Raw genomic sequence first — 18,561 nt, 5'->3', positions numbered from 1 at the left:
AGCATAATTCCATTGAATTCTTCCTTATCAAAGTCAAGAACAGGCTGAATAGGATCACTACCGTAAATAGATGGCAAGGTTTTGGTTATGGTGAGCGAGGCACAATGCAGATCTGGAATGCGCCTCGCAAAACACGCCGGGGATTATTTGACCGTGACCTGACCGTTCATAAGCAGGGGGAGGAGCCAGTCACGAAGTTTTATTAGAGATTGATTTTCAAGGCTACGCGTGAAAATCATTTTATTGTATTCTGAGACGATAGCGTCATATCGTTCCAGTAATTCGAGTTCAGGGCAAACGACTTGCAGCGAATGTAAATCATCTTTTGTAATAGAACCAAATGTTGTCCCTTCCGCATTGCGACGATCAAATACCTGTTTGAAATACTTCATCACGTAGAATAAAAAACCATCGGAGCGACTTTTGCTGTTTAATGCCGCGAGCCCTCGTCCAATACAACAATCGTCATTGGCAATATTCATATCACCGACAGGTGCACGAACACTAAGTAAAATATCCCCTTTCCTCGCCATTCTCGCAGGTGATGTTGTGTACTTGCGGGGAGTTGGGAAAAGCCAGCCAAAGTCTGTTGAACCTTGGAAAAATAGCGTTCCAATCCCATCTTCGTTATAAGACGTCCCTGCTGGAGATTGCCCCATTGTGATATTCGCTATTTGAGACAGCGTTTGGACTGTCCATCCCGCCGGGATTTCTCGTTTCAGCGTGGCATTATACTCCATCTTACCGCCGGAGGCTTTATACGGCTTTCCGTTGCCATCAGGGAAATCAAACTGTACAAACCAGTAGTCGTACAGCGTTTTCGCCATCGCTTCCAGTTCGGCGTTGATGCGGTTATTGAGGGCTATTTTCTGGTTTAATAAATATAAAAAATTACCTGCTTTTTTTTGTTCTGAATATGCAGGTAATAAAAGTTCAAGATAAGAGAATATTGCTTCGTTCAGACTAGCTCTCAGCGTCATGACTGCATTGTTAGTCATTGTTTTACGGAACATAGGGCTTCTTAAATAAAAAGCCATAAACTTAGGGTAAGTAATATGATCTTGGGTTGGCCGTAACCGTTTAAGAAAACCGCTAAAAGTTGCATTAGGATAATCTTTGACAGCCACACAACTCATCGCTAGTTCGTCAACAACCTCACTGGTTCTGGTTAAAAAAATATCACCAGATTTAATGGAGTATGTTTCTTTTTCCTTTTCTGATGTGTCCATCAGATCATTAAGGACATCAGGAACAAAATAATTATTGAATACTACTGAGAAAGACAGAAATGGACTTCCATGACCAGATTGTTCTTTAGTCGAAGATATTCCAGAGGCTATGCTATACAAGTCGCTAAACTTATATTTAGTTAACTTACTCATACTTCAGCCCTGCCATCTGCTTTTTAATCTCCGCTTCCATTTCGCGCGACTGGCTAAACAAACCTTCCAGATTCTCCGTAAATCCTTTCATCTTCGCGGCAAGCTGTTCCGGCGTCATATCGGTGTATTCAATTTTTACATCAAAATACTGCCCGGCACTGAACGAGTAATTTTTCGCGGCGATGTCGTCATAGCTGACCACCACCGAGAAATCCTCTTCGCTCCACTTATTGTTGAACACTTCGCAGATACGCTGCTCTTCTTCTTCGGTCAGTACCGTTTTCTGGTTTTTGCCGTCTTTGACTTTTTCACCTAAATTCGAGGCGTCGATCAGCACAACTTTCTCTTTGTTGCTGGCATCAATAAACAGGATCGACACGTTGGTGCCTGTGGTGGCGAAGATATTCGATGGCATGGAGACCACGCCCGCCAGCATTTTGTTTTTTACCAGATGCTCGCGAATACCTTTATCAATGCCGGACTGGGCGGTGATAAAGCCGGTCGGCACCACCACTGCTGCCTTGCCACCCGGTTTCAGTGAGAAAATGATGTGCTGCAGGAACAACTGGTAAATCTCCATTTTATCCCTGGTTTTAGGTTTAATTTTCGGGATCCCGGCAAAGAAGCGTTGCTGATTTTCCTTGCTGTCCAGCGAGTCACGGAAGTCGCTGAAATCCATCTTAAACGGCGGATTAGAGACGATGTAGTCAAAGCGTTTCAGCGCACTGCCGTCCTTATGGAACGGATGCAGAATGGTGTTGCCCTGGATAACGTTGGGAATCGAATGCACCAGATTATTGAGGATCAGGTTCAGGCGCAGCAGGCTGGAGGATTTCTGCGAAATATCCTGCGCAAAGATGCTGCAACGATCTTCCCCGATGGCGTGCGCCACGTTCATCAGCAGCGTACCGGAACCGGCGGACGGGTCGTAACAGCTTACATCGCGTACCACGCCCTGCTGCGCTTTCGGCACCAGGATTTCCGCCATGATGCGTGCCACGGCGTGGGGCGTGTAGTATTCAGCGTATTTGCCACCGGAGTTGCTGTTGTAGTCTTTAATCAGGTACTCAAAGATGGTGGCATAGAAGTCGAATTTCTGCGTGAAGATACGTTCGAAGCTGAAATCGGCCAGTTTGTTGATGATGGCGCGGCAGAAGTCATCGCGCTTTGATTCATCGGCGATATACTGGCTGAGGCGTTCAAACAGCACCACTTTAGCGCCACCGTCGGTTTTGACCGCGAAGACGTCGTTGTTGGTGGCGGCGATGTCCATCAGGGTGTCGTCAAAGGTGGTGGCGAAATTGGCCTCATTTTGACGATTGTATAAATACTGAATGAAGTGATGCGGCTTCAGCCGCGCGGTGTCGGCGCTCATCTTCAGTTGCAGTTTATCCCGCTGTTCTTCACTCATCTGATTGAGCGCGACTTCCCATTTTTTGGCGTTGGCGATGCTTATATCCACCTTTTTGGCTTCAAAGGCGAATTTGTCGTTCAGGAATTTGTACAGGAATGCCTGAGTGATGATTTTGAATTCGTTACCGTCGTTGCCCAGACCGTAGTTAGCACAAATGCTTTTCAGGCTGTCGATCAGGGTTTTGGTTTTATCTCTAAATTCCAGTTCTACCACGTACGTGCTCCGGTATTAAATTCGTTCAGGTATTCCGCCACAATCAGGCGGTTGATGTCGCCAGCCGCTTTTGCACTGAGGGTGATCTTCTGCTGATTTTCAAAGTGTTCCAGCACGCATGACACGATCTGGCGTTCAAAGTAGCTTTCATTGTTCAGTATCTGGCTATTATTAAGCACTTTTCCATCCGCATCCTGCTTGACACCGAGCAGTGCTTCGAAGATTTTACGCTCCGGCTCGCTAAGGCCGCCGTGTTCGCGCAGGCGTTTGTGGGTACGCGCGTATTTCACATCGCCCCGGTATTTCTGGCGTAGCAGGTTGTTCTGACGGTTCAGCTCTTTGATGCGGTCATGAATTTTATTGAGTGTGCCAATATTCGCAACCATTTCTTGCTGGGTGACTTCGCTGAGTTTCTTTTTCCTGAACAGGCGCTCCAGTTCGTCTTTCAGACTGACGAACTGCGGGTCCTGCTGGTCGAAGTTGGCTGCCAGCGCCTCACGGGTTCGGCGCAGCGTCTCTTTGAGTTCGTCGGCCAGTATCAGCTCTTCTTCACCCACTTTATGAAATTCAAAGATCACCTCTTCCAGCGCCCGATTCAGCAGGCCGGAGAGGTCAACGCCCTGTTCCAGATCCGCTTTCAGGTTGAGTAAGTCGAGTCGGCGGCTGGCTTCGCGGTAAAGGATGTTGAGTTTGTTGAAGTCCAGCGCCTGGAGAAACTCAGTGTTGCCCTGGAGGCGGATCAGGTTGTACAGGCTGCGGGCATCGGCCAGCGCGTTTTTCAGCGCCAGTGCGGTTTCCCGGTCCTGGATCTGGTTTATCTGGTCAGTGAAAATTTCCGCGTTTTCCGTATCGAAGCTGAACAGAACGTCTTTGATATGCTCAATTTCTTCACGGATCTCTTCCGCCGATTTGAACAGGCGGGAGTAGTGCTCCATTTCGTCGCCCAGTTCGGCCTGTAACTCTTCAAAGTAGGCTTTGTTGGTGGCATCAAATTCCTGGCGGATGTCAGCAAAGTCCACCACGTAGCCGTAGCGGAAGTGGTTGTAGGTTCGGTTGACGCGAGTGAGCGCCTGAAGCAAGTTGTGCCTTCGGATCACGCGACCAAGATAAAGTTTTTTCAGCCGTTTGGCGTCAAAGCCGGTGAGCAGCATGTTGTAGACGAACAGCAGGTCAATCTCGCCCGCCTTGAATTGCTCCACCCACTCTTTGCGTTCCTGCTTGCTGCCGATGTCGTGCAGGATCAGGGCGGCGCGTTTGATTTTCCGTGTTTCTCTGGCGTGGATCTGGTAAACGGCAGCGGGTTCTGTGGCCTGTAATACAGGCATTTCATCGGTGACGGTGAGCGATTCGGCGTAGTCAGCATTGAACAATTCAAACATCTGTTTTGCCTGTTCAGCGCTGTCGCAAATCACCATGCCGCCGATGGTGTCATCATTCAGCACGCCCCGGCTTTTGGCAAAGTCGGTGACGATGTAGTTCAGCATCGGTTTGACGAAGCTGGGATGAGCGTAAATGTATTTGCGATCCACATCGCCCATTCTGACTTCCACATCTTTTAGCGCCTGTTGCAGGAGCATCCGGTAGTTGGTGGCGATCTCCTCGCGGATTAGGCGCAGCGTGTAGCCATCGGCAATGGAGGCGTTGTAGTAGTATTTGTGGATGTAATCGCCGAAGAGATCGCGGGAATTGTAATCCGTTCCCAGCAAAGGCGTACCGGTCAGGCCAATTTTGATGGCATTGGTGTCCGACTGGCTTAAGTTTGCCAGGAAACTCCCTTTGGGATTGTAGCTGCGGTGTACTTCATCGAGGAAGTACACACGCTGAATATTGATGTCGTAGTCTTTGGTGGTGACGACGTCCGGGTCATCGCGGAATTTCTGGATATTGACGACGGTGATTTCCGCTTTGCCGTGGTGGTTGTGCAGTGCCTGCGTCGCTTTGATGTCACGGGCGAAAGCTTCGCGAGAGTCGATAAGGTGAACGATTAATCCACGGGCGGTAAATTCGCGCTGCGCTTGCTGGAGCAGATCCAGACGATCAACAATAAAGTAGAACTTGGGGATCACCTGCTGATTCTGGAAGTAATCCGTCAGGAAGCGCACGTTGTAATAAGCCAGCGCGGTTTTTCCGCTGCCCTGGGTGTGCCAGATGATGCCTTTTTTCACGCCAGCGTTGAATTTGCGCTCGATTGCTTTGGTGGCAAAGAGCTGCGGGTAACGCATGATGTGTTTCTGAATGCCGCCTAGTTCGGCGACGTACACCAGCGCATAGCGCAGGATAAATGCCAGCCGATCCCGACTCAACAGCGCGGTACACAGGCGGTTGGTCGGGCGGTTGTGATCTTTGTTGGTCTGAAATTCCGGGTTGGTGCGGATCACTTCCAGGTTGTTATCTTTCAGGACGGCGATTTCGGTTTCTTCTGACAGCGGTTTCAGTATCGCGGTCAGGTTGAAGAGTTCTTCTTCGCGGAAGTAGTTGAATACCGGGTTGCTGTAAGAACTGCTGGCGTAGAATGCCCCCTGAATCGGTTCTGGATCACTGTCGTCATACTCCATGTTGTTGGAGAAGATCATGAACTGGGTGATGTTGGCGAAACGTTTGAATTTGGGGTTCTTAAAGCGCTCGTTGATGCGGTTGCGTTCTGCGACGATGCCTTCACGGTTGTTGGGCTTTTTCACTTCAATAAAGATCAGCGGCATACCGTTGATCAGGAGCGTGATATCCGGACGGAATTCTTCATCGCCGTTTTCGCAGGTCAGTTCAGTGACGACATGGAAGCTGTTGTTGTTGAAGTTGTCGAAGTCGATCAGTTTGATGCCGGAACGGTCGCTGAGTTTTTCGAAGAAGGCGCGACCCAGGTCGTCGTTGTCGAGAAGCAGCGTGAGGTCTTTTAACAGGCGTACGATGTCGTCAGGCACAATTCCGGGGTTAATTCTGCTAACTGCGGCAGTGAAAAGGTCAGGAAAGATGTTGGTTTCTTTGTCCCAGCGTTGTTCTTTCAAGGACAGGTAGTGGTATCCCAACCGTATCAGGTGGAGGATGACGGGGATTTTTACCCGGGTGTCTTCGGTGAATTTCATCGTATACCCTGTTTTGATTTTTATCACGTCTCAGGCCATGCAGCGCCCCATAACCCCGGACCTGCCCCTACCCGCGTAATGTGGGCACGCCCCTAAGCGAGTAAATTGTTCCGGACTGAGCCCGCCACAGGCACTGTGACGTCGCCATTGATTGTAATCGCACTCGATATAATTAAATACCGTCGCCCGCATCATTTCTCGCCTGTTAAAGCGTTCACCATGGATATCATCTAATACATCACAGCGTAGTATCCCTGGAAAGGTCACGTTTTTTTGAGTAAACGTTCGCGTGCCTTTTCCACCGCTCTTTTGGTCCTGTCTGGAAACAAAGTAGCCTGTTGCTCAGCCACACTCAGATGCATATTCTTTTCCAGAAGAGTCCATTCTTCATCGCTCCAGGGACGAAAACCGGCTTCGCTGCTATGGGATTTCTTCAGCCCCAGCCTCCTGGCCATTATTCTGACGGATACTGCATTTCTTCCCGGAAGACGTTCAGTTACCGCCGTCCCCACCCTCGGGTAGTTTGCTTTAAGAATTTCGAGCTCGGCATCCCCCCAGAAACGACCACTTTGCACCCTCAAGGTCTCCGCCATCGAAAAGATAGCATTGACACTTCTGCCTGGAAGTAACCGTATAAGGGACCTGGCTTCGGTCCCCCGGGCATAGTAGCCACGAATAATATCCATTTCAGCCTCACTCCACCGTACATTTTTCTTTCTACGGCACCCGAGCTTATCAGCCATCAATCCCACCGCACCTGGCGTCCGCCCCAGCCGGTCTGCAATATCAGCAACTGACATGGAAGAATAGTTATTCTCCAGAAAGGTTAAATCCCCGACGGTCCATCTGGCACGGTTATTACGGTAACGAACTGAATCACCCATAATTTTTATCACCGTTTCTATTCTGACGCATTCTGTTTGATTTCAGCATAGCGGGCTGTCAGTTGCTTCAGATGCATTTCCAGTTGAGCCCTGCCAGCAGCAGGTAAGGGGACTCCCGCAGGAGCTTGTGACAATACCCGCAGTTGCTCCTCAACCGGTATGGACTGATTAAATGACTGTATGGTAGAAAAGACCACTGATTTCAGTTCACTGACCGTCATATATCTGCCCTTCTGCTCATCAAGCCCGTTCAGACGGTCACTCAGTTTTTGTAACGTTGTCATCCCCTGAGACCAGCCATTGAGTTGTTCTGTCGGTAATGCAGCAGCATTAAGTTGTTGTTGCCACTGTTGTACCAAAGTCTTTGCCTGCTCCGGCCACAATGCCTGAGCCTGTTCTGTAAGTTGTCGACTGTAGTCAATATTCCAGTCAGGAGGTAATTTATCCAGCCGGGCAAGCTGTTGCTGCGTTTGTGTAATTACCGTTTGTGGTAACGGGGATTGCTGGCGCAACATAACCAGTTGTTCAGGTGTGAGAGGTGCAGGTAACGGTGCCAGGGAGGCTGCAAGCTGAGTCTGTAACGGGTCTGGCCGGTGAAGAAGATGCCAGCTCCATACCGTTGCTGCACTTATCACCAGCATGGTACACATCCCGGCGACGAAGGATTTCCACTTTTTAACCGGAGCAGGCATTGCCGCCAGTACTTCCACGCTCGGCTGCTGTTCCTGTTGCGCGACATATACCCACTTCACTGCACTGCCTGGTACCTGGAAATCTTCATCTAGACCACCAGCAAGGTCTCTCGTGGATGCTGTCGCAGCATTCATCACGGTGGCAGGCAACACAATACCAGGCTGAATGTTCGGCCCGGCGCTGGTTGTGTTATCACTGTTTTCCAGCCGGACAGCACTGTTGTGCATCATAGTACGCAACGTATCGAGCTGGCTGAGATGCTTAAGCTCCAGACGCTGCAGCACCTCTCCCAGACCCGTAAGCAGTTGCTCCGCCCGGTACAGCTGGCTGAGGTCGCTGTAATTCAGCGGGAGCGAACGCATCCGTTGCTGCAGACGCTGACTCAGACTGCTGAGGATTTCCATGCGGGCATGGACGGGCTGCGGCCACAGAGCCCCCCACTGATGGCTTATCAGAGCCTCGAGTATCGTCAGCCCTTCATTGAGCCCGAATAAACCGGCCAGCTGCGTACGCGCAAGCGTATACCAGGCTGCTGTTTGTAATTCCACGCCGTTCTGCTCAAACAGTGAGAGGCAGAGTTTTTCGGCATAACGCCAGTTCACATCTGGGCGAGCCGGATGTGTCAGCTTACTCAGCTCATCACGCAGGGCGGCATAATCTGGCAGCAGTCGCGGGTCGCCGCCGGTTTTTAACGTTTTATGCATAGTCATCCTGTTGCTCCTGCAGATCCACCCCGGCAAATTTTGTCAGTTGACGACTGATGCTGTTTTCTTTGTAGCAGGTCACCAGCAGCGAACGCGTCGCACGGGTAAACGCCACATAAAGCGCCGGGATGGCTTCCGACTCATCCTCAGCAGCTTTATGAACAAAAGACGCATTGATGACGGCAACATAAGGAAACTCAAGACCTTTACTGCTCTGAAAGGTCATAAGGTGTACAACATTGTCGCGATGTGAATAAGCTTTTTTATCCCCGGGGGTAAAACTAAAGGCGGTGGGTATCTTATGCTGCTCCAGCAATACGGTGAGCCTGTCTGCTGAATAACGCGTCGGGCACAGTACCGCCATATCTCCCCAGCGGCCTGCAACCGCCTGCTGCTCCTTAAGCCATGCCACAACACGGCGGGCCTCCTCCGCTTCCGACTGGCATAATTCAATATCAGGAATATCCCCTTCCTCTCCGCAGGCTTCCGGCAGCACCAGAGGGAGCTCCTGATTATGATGGCTGTCAAAATAGTCACGAGAGAAGGCATAAGCGAAATTGAGAATGCGGCAGGGATTACGATAGTTAACCCGAAGGACAGACGTGCGCCCCTGGGCCTGGATACCCACACTCGCCAGCGAAAAGTTAAGTGCTCTCTCACGTCGGTACAGTGACTGGGCATCATCGTACATCAGCAACAGCGAGCGGGATGTGTTATCAAACAGTCGGGCGATTAATGCAAGCCAGCGCTGGTCGAAATCATGTCCCTCGTCAATCAACACTGCATCATAACCACTGTCTGTTACGGCTCCGCTGTTAACCGCATTTTCCAGCGCGGCAAAACAGTTATCAAAGAACAACCCTTCCCGGCTCACAGTGAGTTTAAATTTTCGGGCAGCACTCGCACACCAGTCGTGGAAATGATACACGTGCACTTTATCCGACAGCCCTCTTTCGGCAATGCATTCACGGATATAGTTTGCCAGAATAATATTAAAGCAGAGCACTAATACAGGACGCGCTGTCGTTTCTGAAAGATACAGACAACGGTAGAGTAAAATCAGCGTTTTGCCGGAACCCGCCACACCATGTATGACGCGGTGCCCTTCCATCTGCTCCTGAAGCTGCGTTATTCTCAGGCGAAATTCTGCGATATCGGCCTGAGTCTTGCAGGTAAACGAGACCGGGGCAGACTGTCTGGCCTGCAGTTTTTTGAGGAACTGTGATTTTACTGACATGGTGTTCTCTGGCCTTACAGACGGGTTGTTGTGTCAAGATACTGCTGTTGCTTAAGATGTCGCAGGAGAACCCGCCCTTCCGGCACAAACTCGGTGCCATAGCGAACCAGTCCGATGTCCCTTAGTTCGGCATCGATGGCATAGCGCAGTTCCCCGGGGATGTGCTGATCGAGCAGTACGACATCAATGGATTTCAGGCGGGGCTCATATTTCAACAGAACCGCTGACAGGGCCGACATCAGTTTATGTGCGGTGCCGGGAAGCCCCTGCAGTATAGTGGTCATCTCCGGCAGACCGTAGTCCGGCAGATGTGCCAGCGTGCCGGCACGGCAGTTAAGGATCCGTTGCATATTATCCAGCACCGACAGGATGACCTGATTTTCTTCACTGATATGCTGAAGGTCGAGATCGCCAACAAAATTACCGTAAAGCATCTCGCATAATGAGGGCGAATTACGCGACATGAATCAATCTCCCTCATCTGGAGTCACAGCAAATACGCTGCCACCATCATCTCTTTCCAGCAGCGACCAACGGGCCGGGTGCTTCTTACCATGCTTATCTTCAAACTCCGGCATAATCTGCCCGTCGCGGGTTTGGGTGTACTGCGTCGTCCCGTTAACAATGGTGGCCCATCGACCTTCAAACTGAGATTTTTCACCACTCCAGCAGGTGATCCTGACCGGCACCCAGGACTTACCTTCATCTTCTTTATCCAGCGCAGCACTGGCTCCATCGAAGCGAGCAAACCATGCCATGGAGGATTCTTCCTCAAACTGGAAATTTTCATGTTCGGAGTAGAAATGCAGGCCGTTATGCCCGTCGTATCTAATAGGTTTAATTAACTGATTCACTTTTACCAGTAATGGCGGTAAAGCTTCGGTTTTAGTTTCTCCGAGCGCTGGCGGCATTGCTCCAGCCTTAAGGATAATGCCGCCGTTATAGGACAGCAGTTCAATCTCAGGAGTCTTCTTCAGACGGTGAGCCAACGTGTCTGTACCACCGAGCTTTTCCTGCCAGGGATTACCGAGAATGGTGTACCAACAAGGGCCTTTTACTCCCTCCACTGCCTCACCGCCTTCCAGGGTTCCCAGAGAATCCACCATCACGCCCGGAAAGCGCTGAGCCAGTTTGTATTCGTATGGAAACATTCGCTCAAAAGCGTAAGGAAGAATAAATGACAACCCCGCATAACCGCTTTCAACGTTGAAGGTATTACAAAGCCACATCAACCAAGATTGATAACGTTCCTTACCCTCAGGCTCTTTCAGCAGTGTTAACGGGAACACCAGCTTAATGACAGAGCGGTCATTATCGTTATGGAAAATCCGAGTGTTCATAACCAAGATGCTGTAATCAGGAGACAAATAATCTTTCTCAGCACTGCCCAGATACCACGAATCGGTCTCTTCTTCTGTCAGTTCTAAAAATTCCAGGCGATTTCTTTTGTAATTTTTGTCTGTTATAGATACCCATTTAGGGGCAAGTGTTTTTTTGAGATGTGGCTTAAATTCATCGTAATAGCGATCTACGCACTCCACCATTTTACGACGAACCTCGGCTGTATGACCGTCTTTAAAAAAAACGGTGATAATCAACCCCAGATTCACCGCCTGGCTACCATCCTTGTATTTTACCGATGCTTCCGGCAGCCACTTCTCTATATAACTCAGATCAAAATCCTGCTGTTCCATTATCTTTCCTTATTGGATTGCCAGTGTACCAACAGCGGTACCACTGAGAACCAACGCCAGCGCTTCCCAGGCAGTGATTGCCAGACGCACAATTAGTAAAAATGCCGCCAGTAAGGCTTCCGGGATACCGAGTGTGACCACCAGAACACCCACGCCGACAGCAACCAGCACCACACCGACAGTTATTGCCACATCCGTCAGTACCTGCACCCAGTCGACCTGTCTCAGCATATCCAGCGTCATATCGGTGGCTTTCTGGATTTTAAGCCATGCAGCCCGAAGCTGTTCATCCGTCCAAGAAGCCACTGCGCGTCCTGTCTGACTGACCCAGCGCCATGCCTGGCTCCCCTGAGAATATACCCATTCCCCACTGTCGTTCAGCCAGCCCGCAGCCTGACTTAGCTTTTGCTGCATCTCTTCTGACAGCGCATGCCAGCCGGCGGCGATATTGTTGACAGCTCCTTCGCTGAGGCCAGCTACGGCTTTCCCGGCCCAGGTCCACGGCTCTACTCTCGCTGGCGCAGGTGTCGCCGGTGGACGAGGAGTGAATATCGGCGGGTAGAGGAATAGAGGCCAGTACTTAGCTCCGCTGGTCTTCCAAGCTTTCATCGTCACGTTCACCACCTGATCGCTCCACTGTTGTTCTTCCGTGCGACAGTCATGGATCTCTAGGATAGTCATGCGATTACGATCTCTACCCACGATGATCATGTAATCTCTATATTGGCTGTCCTTAAGTACATCCCCCGGAAACTTCACCTCTACCAGGCGCTCCAGATTATCAGCGTGCATCAGTCCTTCCGTATCCGGTCCAGCAAGCCCCGGCCAGCGATCATTCATGTTTTTTACAATAATGACATCCGGACGACGGTAAATCCCCTTGCCCGGCACCGGGAAGGGGTTGCTGGTGTGCCGCCTGCCGGCACCTTCGTCCAGTAACGTGCTGCTGAGAAACGGGCGTGGCGGAGTGGTGCGCATATCAAATGGGACTTCGGCTTTGTACCACCACCGGTAATCACGGGCGATTTCATCCACGCGGATAAGCCCGCTCATCATGAGCTGCTTGAGGCTCATCTGGTAGCTTTTCCCGTTACGTCGAATTTCCGTGGACAACCGGGGAAAGCGCATGGCGTACTCCACCTTGATATGCAGGTACTGCCGACTGTTAGTTGTTGGCAGACGGGACTGCTTCTCCACCATTTCAACGCCGCTGGTCGTACAATCCCACGGTTGATTATTGGTGGCGGTGGGAATATCAGCAGTCGGGGTATCGGGTAAATCAGGCAGTTCCATTACACATTCTCCCTGAATTCGGTTGTCAGTTGCTGTTGGTCACCATCACCGATAAACCACATGGATTCTTCCGGCTGCGGCTTGTCCGGTACGACATGCAAATCCACCGCTTCCTGTTCGCGGGTATAAACTGCAACAGTCCGGCCTTCTGCGTCACTGTACCCAGTAGCGTCCTGTCCGGACGGCGTTTTCAGACGATAAGGCATTCCTGCGAGAGGTTTGCCCTGCTCATCCTGCAGCTGGTAAACCGCAGAATAAATATGTGAGGTTCCCATGAGAGGGAACGAGATGTTCTGACTCGCCGGACGGAGCTTCTGCGTACGCTTGATGTTGCGGGTATAGGAGTGCGGCGTTCCGTACTCAATGCCCCCCGCTTCTATCTTCACGTAACTACCACCGCCAATCAGCGTCACCTTCTTCTTACCGGCAAACAGGATGTCGCTCATACTGCTGATGCTGAGCTTCTGCGCCGCACTCAGATGCAGGGCACCGTTCTGTGCCTGCACCTGTACCGGCCCCTGGTCGGAGATAAGACTCAGCTTACCGTTTTGTGCAAACAGCCCGAGGGTCTGCCCTGCCAGCAGTGCTGTATTGCCCAGCGAACCGGTACTGATATCGCCCCCGGCATTGATGCCGATATTGTCGGTTGCGGCCAGTTGCAGATGTTCATCACTGGTAAACGCCATGCCTTCCGGGGCCGTGAAGTGAATCACCTCGTTCAGCGGTTTCAGTCGTTCACTGAACATCGCTATCTGGCTGGCCACATCCGCTTCCAGCGCCAGTGCCTGTCGTTCTGCATCTGCCAGTTGGGCCAAACGCTGACGGCCCATATCGATTTCTCTCAGGGCTTCATCCATGCTCAGCACATCGCCTTCGGCTTTGGTCTGACCCGTCGCCGTTACCAGCAGCCCTTTCGCCACACGGATAACCCCGAATTCATCAGTACGCAGCTCAAACCCGGTACCGCGGAGTTCATTCTGTGCATCCACGACGTGACCCTGGTTCAGCGCCGTGGCCCCAAACGGCGTATTCAGCGCGATATGCTCTGCCTGACGCTGGTCTTCCATTCGCAGTTCATTATCCCCGGCGGTGCGCAGGATGTTCTGGCTACGGTTGTCGCGGGTGACCACATCGGCATGCTCTGAGTCATGGAAGGCATGGGCGATATACGGGCGGTCCGGGTCACCACCGTCAAAGGCGATACCGACTTCCGTACCGGTGATAAGCGGGGTATGCCAGCCGTACGTATCCCCGGCATAGGGTTTGGCCTGGCGTACCCAGAGGTAGTTATAACCGGACTCTGCGTCTTCGCGGCTGAAATCCAGTTTCACCCGATAGCGGCCCTGGCTGTCCAGGTGCGCATATGGGTCATTCTTCTCTTCACTCTCCACGCGAGCCATCAGCGTTCCGGCAATCACCGGGCGTGACGCCGTTTTCGGGCGGAAGCAGAACTGCTCGCTGTAAGGCATACCCCACACTGAGACATGAAGACGGGTGTCACGGGCCGCGCGGAAGGTGGCAAGCGTTATCACCATCCCCTCTTTCAGCTCCGGTACCTCACTGTCACCGGTCTCCAGCACCATGCCCGGCGTCAGGTGGCTGGCATTGCTGAACAGATGCAGGCGAATGGCCCTGTTCAGTTCACGTTCATGATGAATACGGGCATAAAACGCCCCGCTTTCGGTTTCCGGTTCAGAGGAGGTGTCATCCCCGGCTTCGCGGTACGGGGCCGCATAACGGTAGTGTTCTCCAGTGGTGGCCGCCTCGTTTCTGACGCTGACGACGGCATCCATTGGCGTGCTGGCGGTGCGATAGTTGTAATCCCGGGTGGCCACGCGACCGGTCACCGTGTGGTGCCACACCCGCGCATCCCATACGGCCTCGACCGCACCGTCATGCAGCGCCGACGGCTCCCGGTACGGAAGATGAACATGAAACTGGTACTGCAGCTGGCTGTCGCCAAAGGTCACCGTGTCCAGCCCGGTGGTGGTGTTCACCCCGGTGCGGAACCAGATACCGTCTTCGGCAAGGATGCGCAGGATAAACTGCAGGTCGGTCTCCCGCCACTGGGTAATAAGTTCCCTCTGTGGGTAGGTGCGTTCCAGCCGGAACGCAAAGTCTGAGCCCTCCAGACCGTGGGCGCACAGTATCTGCTCTACCAGTTCCGGTACCGAAACATTCTGCCAGACCGCACAGCGGCGAGTGTGGCTGAGTAACGCCAGGCGCGAGGAGAGCGTTACCGTAAAATGCGTCTGGTCTGCGGTTTCTTTCAGATGCTTAAAGCCGGTAATGATGCCCTGCACCACACGGCCAGAGCGCATGCTGAGCGTGGCATACTTCAGCATCACATCCTGGCGGGTAATGCCTTTCTGGGGTGTGGTGAACTCAATCCGCCATTCGGACGGCGCATTCAGCGCTTCGCGCCCGTGGAAGTTCAGCACATCCGGCTTCAGGATGCTGTCGTTAATCTCAAGCGTATAGCGGGTCTGCCCGTCAAACAGGGCCAGCCAGTTATCCTGCAGGGTGTCCATGAACTTACTCCTTCACCGGCACCAGGGTCAGCCCGGTGCTGTTCAGCTGAATGGTACGCGGTTTATCCGGGTCGAGGTCATCGCGGCTCAGCACCAGACGCCAGCTGTTGTTGCTGATATCCGGGCGGTTGAACAATCCCACCACAGCCACGAACTTTGCCTCTTCGTTCATTGGCATATTGAGCGTCACGCTGCCTTTGGGCATTACCAGTAATGACTTGCTGGTGACGATGTCTTCTTTCAGTGTGGTGTCCGCATCGCGCAGCAGTTTCTGATAGTCAGCGGCGTCCACCTTCTGGCGATCTTTAAGCTGATACACCTGCACCATGGTGGCCAGCGGCGTCTGGCTTTCATCGGCATTGGCAGCGGCACGTGGCTCGAAGTCCAGGTGCAGCACCTTTATTTTTTTGTAGAAAATGGCTCTGGTTGCGCTGACGGTGCCGTCCGATACGGCCTGAGTCAGGCCACATGCCGTAAGCAGGGAGCAGAGCAGCATCAGTGCAGCGCTGCGCGACAGGGAAGCGAAAGTCATTCGTGGAGTCCTTTTCAGCCTTCAGAAACAGGGGTGTGTTGAATGTGTCTGGTGTTAGGTATTGCGTTCCGGAATATCAGTCGAAACGGTAGCCACCGGACTCTGCCGGTCGCAGGGTCTCACAGGTCAGGCCTTCATAAGTGCCCAGACTCACGGTGAGGTGCGTGCGGGTTGCCGGACGGTCCCGCTTCAGGCCCAGCACGCCGGTGCGGCCCAGCTGTACCCGGCTTGTCTTGCCCAGACGGGGTTCAGGCAGACAGCTTACCGGTACCGTGAGGCGAAGGCGTACATCGGAGCGATAACCCATGTACACCCGCAGCAGCACCATCATATCAGTGTGCAACTGACCACCGGGCAACCAGCCCTGCGCCTCGTCCGGATTGTCAGTCGCCAGCATCAGCAGGATACGGCTGCAGGCCTCTTTGCCGGTTTTGCCGAGCGTGGCCCGCTGTGACAGCGACACGCGACTGGCTTTGCCGAGTCCACTCCGGCTCTCCACGGGGACTTTCACCGGGTCCGGGCTGATAACCGTGCTCAGGGTGTCCGGGGCCAGCAGACTCACCAGCTGGCGGATGCCTTCGGCGTTTCGGGTTGGCAACCGCATGGTCCCCAGTAGCGCCAGGAAGCGGGAGACCGGCGTGGCAATCTGCTCCGCCGTACCCGGGATACCCAGCCCAACCAGACCCAGCAGGCACTGCGAGGTCTCATCCATGCCGCCAGCTTCGAAGGTTGCCGGGTAAGCGTATTTGCGCCAGATGCGGTAGTACTGGGTGTGGATACGGTGGCTGAAGATATCGAGAAACGCGGTGGTGGCTTCATACCCCTCCCGGCGCTGCGCAATATCATCGAGGTACGCCGTCGGCAGCGGGGAGTCTACCCCGTACAGCCCGAGAAAGGTCGTGCGCACCGTCGGCGACAGGTCCGGGTGGTCCTCATCGGTTTCAACCGCTTTGAGTTCGCTGACCGGGAAGCCCATTCCCGGCCACGGGCGAAAACGCACCGGGTCAGCAGAGAGCTTTTCGGTGCTGCCGAGCTTCGGCGCATCCGGGTTTTCCTGTTCAAGCAGCTGACAGTAGCGGTAGAAATTAACCCGCCAGATGTCACTGGCAAGCCGCTCCGTCAGCCCGGAATGTGCTGGCTGTGATTTTCTTTCCATCGCAGTCGTTTCCCTGTGGGTTGCAGGACCAGTGTGAGCTGGTTGAAGAGGTGGACATCGGCATAGAGGGCAAAAAAGCGGTGCAGCATTTCACCAAACAGGGTGACATCCCCTTCCCCGGCAAAATTGTCGGCATTCAGGGTGATTTCGATATCGACCCCACGCAGCATAAAGCCCCGTTCGAAACGGCGGATAAGCGTGTGCTTCACAGCCACAATCGCTTCCAGCCGGCGGCGGTTCATCTCATCATCAGTCCAGTCATACAGCGCCAGCGTGCCACGCAGCACTTCCGGGTTATCCATCATGCTTAAGAAACTGGAGCCCAGATGGCTCATGACCCGCCAGTGGAAGCGGTCGTTCGCCGGTGGGTAAAGCGGCAAAGTCGGCACCTTCAGGTTCATGACCCGAACCGGCACCTTGCCGGCTTTCACCACCCGGTCCAGCAGGGTGCTTTCAAGCGACCGGCGCGGCAGCTGACCGTTGGTACCGGTAATGCGGATGGAAAGCGACTCCGGGCTTTGTGACAACTGCTCAAGCTCGAAGGACTTCCCGCCAAGGATAAGCCAGGTGTCATACAACCCCGAAGGGCCGCGCTTTACACGGGTGTGGAAGTAACGCTCCGGCGCGTCATGGCGCATCATGCCGCCACGGTGGCGGAAACTGGTGAACGGTACGTACGGATGTTTGCCGTTTTTCACCGCCCCGTGAATGGCATCCACACTGTAGATTTCCGTATGGCCGTCCTGCACGCGCATCGGCCGCAGCAGGTATTCGTTCTGCAGCGGGTCAGGCGTCAGCGGGTCCGCTTCCAGTGAGAACAGGTTAATGACCGGCGCGCAATGCAGACGGAAGTTTTCGGTCTCAAACGGCAGGTCTGACGGCCAGCCGCCGTCGAGCACAATATCAGTTTCAAACCAGGTGGTTTTCTGACTCAGCCCGGCAAACTCCAGCCCCTTAAGCTCCACAAACATAAACTTCTCGCGGAAGCTGAAATACTCCAGCAGCAACTGGTAGCCGCTGAACGCAGAATCGCCCTTTGGCCACAGGCGGTCACTATCGTCAAAGCCCATTGGTTTACACCAGCCGTCGAAGCGGACCCGTTCCGTGTGGGTTTCAGCATGGCGGACATACATTGCCTGCACCCGGCGTGTCAGCGCCAGGTGCAGGGCCGAGGCCACCGGGCTGTCAGCATCGAGGTAGATAGCGACCTTATCGATACCGGCTTTTGACCAGTCCACTTTGTCCGGGCAGTCGAAACGCAGACGAATGGCAGCACGGCCATCCGGTTCGGTCTGCAGGCGGGCCTCACTCAGATGCAGCGGCTGCAGCGGCACCTCGCGGGTGGTGCGGTACTGACAGACCGTCTTCTCCGGCCCGATCGGGCGCGACAGCACGGAGAAGCCTTCTTCCAGCATTTCCATTTTGCGCAGTTGCTGCCACTCCGGGCTAAAGGCCACCACGGAGAGCGAAGGAATGGTACGCATGTAATGTGGCCACAGCAGGCTGACCAGCCCTTCGGTCAGTTCCGGCAGGTCATCATCGAGCTTTTCGCGCAGGCGCCCCATAAGGAAGGCAAAGCCTTCAAACAGACGCTCCACATACGGGTCGCGTGCCCCGGTTTTGTCCAGATTGAGCATCGCCGCACGGTCCGGGTGGGCGCGGGCAAATTCTTTACCGGCTTCGCGCAGATAGCGCATTTCGGCTTCGTAATAACGCAGGGTTAAATCATCCATGTACGGACATCCTGA

The 18,561-nt window shown here is 53.3% G+C and carries 12 protein-coding genes and 2 pseudogenes; all 14 read right to left on the bottom strand.

Features of this window, described 5'->3' with window-relative positions:
- Window positions 1-143 precede the first annotated feature (143 nt).
- Entirely contained in the window at window positions 144-1,382 is a 1,239-nt protein-coding gene (locus PT300_07875; protein ID MDF7680512.1) for a restriction endonuclease subunit S, read from the bottom strand.
- Window positions 1,375-3,009, bottom strand: a complete 1,635-nt coding sequence (locus PT300_07870; GenBank protein MDF7680511.1) for a class I SAM-dependent DNA methyltransferase — start codon at window positions 3,007-3,009, stop codon at window positions 1,375-1,377. Before PT300_07870 ends, PT300_07875 begins: the two co-directional genes overlap by 8 nt.
- Window positions 3,003-6,089, bottom strand: coding sequence for a type I restriction endonuclease (locus tag PT300_07865; GenBank protein MDF7680510.1), 3,087 nt, complete (start codon window positions 6,087-6,089; stop codon window positions 3,003-3,005). The genes PT300_07870 and PT300_07865 overlap by 7 nt, the downstream gene beginning before the upstream one ends.
- A 30-nt stretch (window positions 6,090-6,119) precedes the next feature.
- A pseudogene (locus tag PT300_07860) lies at window positions 6,120-6,323 on the bottom strand (IS3 family transposase).
- A gap of 29 nt (window positions 6,324-6,352) precedes the next feature.
- The gene (locus tag PT300_07855) at window positions 6,353-6,973 is read right to left on the bottom strand and encodes a hypothetical protein (protein MDF7680509.1); all 621 of its coding nucleotides are present in this window, start codon (window positions 6,971-6,973) and stop codon (window positions 6,353-6,355) included.
- Window positions 6,974-6,990: 17 nt separating this feature from the next.
- A complete protein-coding gene (locus PT300_07850; GenBank protein ID MDF7680508.1) occupies window positions 6,991-8,376 on the bottom strand; it encodes a VasL domain-containing protein in 1,386 nt (461 codons plus the stop codon).
- Window positions 8,363-9,478 (bottom strand): annotated as a pseudogene (locus tag PT300_07845) (3'-5' exonuclease). The gene PT300_07850 and the pseudogene PT300_07845 overlap by 14 nt, the downstream one beginning before the upstream one ends.
- A gap of 143 nt (window positions 9,479-9,621) precedes the next feature.
- The gene (gene tssE, locus PT300_07840; protein ID MDF7680507.1) at window positions 9,622-10,071 is read right to left on the bottom strand and encodes a type VI secretion system baseplate subunit TssE; all 450 of its coding nucleotides are present in this window, start codon (window positions 10,069-10,071) and stop codon (window positions 9,622-9,624) included.
- 3 nt (window positions 10,072-10,074) lie between these two features.
- On the bottom strand, window positions 10,075-11,301 hold the full coding sequence (locus tag PT300_07835; protein MDF7680506.1) for a DUF3396 domain-containing protein: 1,227 nt from the start codon (window positions 11,299-11,301) through the stop codon (window positions 10,075-10,077).
- Window positions 11,302-11,310: 9 nt separating this feature from the next.
- Window positions 11,311-12,594 (bottom strand): VRR-NUC domain-containing protein, encoded by a 1,284-nt coding sequence (locus PT300_07830; protein ID MDF7680505.1) that lies wholly within the window; start codon window positions 12,592-12,594, stop codon window positions 11,311-11,313.
- A complete protein-coding gene (vgrG, locus tag PT300_07825; protein MDF7680504.1) occupies window positions 12,594-15,125 on the bottom strand; it encodes a type VI secretion system tip protein VgrG in 2,532 nt (843 codons plus the stop codon). The genes PT300_07830 and vgrG overlap by 1 nt, the downstream gene beginning before the upstream one ends.
- A gap of 4 nt (window positions 15,126-15,129) precedes the next feature.
- On the bottom strand, window positions 15,130-15,657 hold the full coding sequence (tssJ, locus tag PT300_07820; protein ID MDF7680503.1) for a type VI secretion system lipoprotein TssJ: 528 nt from the start codon (window positions 15,655-15,657) through the stop codon (window positions 15,130-15,132).
- A gap of 76 nt (window positions 15,658-15,733) precedes the next feature.
- Window positions 15,734-16,813, bottom strand: coding sequence for a type VI secretion system baseplate subunit TssG (tssG, locus tag PT300_07815; GenBank protein MDF7680502.1), 1,080 nt, complete (start codon window positions 16,811-16,813; stop codon window positions 15,734-15,736).
- Entirely contained in the window at window positions 16,777-18,546 is a 1,770-nt protein-coding gene (gene tssF, locus PT300_07810; protein MDF7680501.1) for a type VI secretion system baseplate subunit TssF, read from the bottom strand. Before tssF ends, tssG begins: the two co-directional genes overlap by 37 nt.
- Between the last annotated feature and the right edge of the window lie 15 nt (window positions 18,547-18,561).

The organism is Enterobacteriaceae bacterium ESL0689 (genome assembly GCA_029433525.1).
Taxonomy (GTDB): domain Bacteria; phylum Pseudomonadota; class Gammaproteobacteria; order Enterobacterales; family Enterobacteriaceae; genus JAQTIF01.
This window is presented reverse-complemented; position numbering and strand designations above follow the sequence as displayed.

Excerpts from the sequence above, each read along its gene's own strand:
- PT300_07875 (MDF7680512.1), bottom strand. The coding sequence starts at position 1,382 with ATGAGTAAGTTAACTAAATATAAGTTTAGCGACTTGTATAGCATAGCC.
- PT300_07865 (MDF7680510.1), bottom strand. The coding sequence starts at position 6,089 with ATGAAATTCACCGAAGACACCCGGGTAAAAATCCCCGTCATCCTCCAC.
- PT300_07855 (MDF7680509.1), bottom strand. The coding sequence starts at position 6,973 with ATGGGTGATTCAGTTCGTTACCGTAATAACCGTGCCAGATGGACCGTC.
- PT300_07850 (MDF7680508.1), bottom strand. The coding sequence starts at position 8,376 with ATGACTATGCATAAAACGTTAAAAACCGGCGGCGACCCGCGACTGCTG.
- tssE (MDF7680507.1), bottom strand. The coding sequence starts at position 10,071 with ATGTCGCGTAATTCGCCCTCATTATGCGAGATGCTTTACGGTAATTTT.
- PT300_07835 (MDF7680506.1), bottom strand. The coding sequence starts at position 11,301 with ATGGAACAGCAGGATTTTGATCTGAGTTATATAGAGAAGTGGCTGCCG.
- PT300_07830 (MDF7680505.1), bottom strand. The coding sequence starts at position 12,594 with ATGGAACTGCCTGATTTACCCGATACCCCGACTGCTGATATTCCCACC.
- vgrG (MDF7680504.1), bottom strand. The coding sequence starts at position 15,125 with ATGGACACCCTGCAGGATAACTGGCTGGCCCTGTTTGACGGGCAGACC.
- tssJ (MDF7680503.1), bottom strand. The coding sequence starts at position 15,657 with ATGACTTTCGCTTCCCTGTCGCGCAGCGCTGCACTGATGCTGCTCTGC.
- tssG (MDF7680502.1), bottom strand. The coding sequence starts at position 16,813 with ATGGAAAGAAAATCACAGCCAGCACATTCCGGGCTGACGGAGCGGCTT.
- tssF (MDF7680501.1), bottom strand. The coding sequence starts at position 18,546 with ATGGATGATTTAACCCTGCGTTATTACGAAGCCGAAATGCGCTATCTG.